This is a genomic window from Lactobacillus sp. UMNPBX1, assembly GCF_002554085.1.
Lineage (GTDB): Bacteria > Bacillota > Bacilli > Lactobacillales > Lactobacillaceae > Lactobacillus > Lactobacillus crispatus.
The window spans coordinates 1-357 of the sequence record NZ_PCZI01000081.1; the positions used below are offsets into that span (position 1 = coordinate 1).

The 357-nt window shown below is 43.1% G+C and carries 1 protein-coding gene; it reads left to right on the plus strand.

What is annotated here, in order from left to right; all coding sequences use genetic code 11:
- Positions 1 to 357, plus strand: a 357-nt coding sequence (gene thyA / locus CP352_RS10900; RefSeq protein ID WP_098034953.1) for a thymidylate synthase, incomplete at both ends; no start/stop codon positions are given.

A 357-nucleotide genomic window follows, 5' to 3' on the forward strand; every position in this document is an offset into this window, starting at 1 on the left:
GTCAAAGTGATCCAGAGTTTAACAAGATTTATCAAGCAGAAATGAAAAAGTTTGATCAACGGATTTTGGATGATGAAGATTTTGCTAAGAAGTATGGCAACTTAGGCGATGTCTATGGTGCGCAGTGGCGACATTGGGAAAAGCGGGAAGGCGGATTTATTGATCAGATTGCCGATGTGATCAAGCAAATTAAGGAAACGCCAGATTCACGCCGCATGATTGTTACCGCTTGGAATCCTGAAGACGTTCCGACTAGTGCACTTCCACCTTGCCATGTCATGTTTCAGTTTTATGTGGTTGATGGCAAAATCAGTGTACAGCTTTATCAACGATCAGGGGACATGTTTTTAGGCGTGC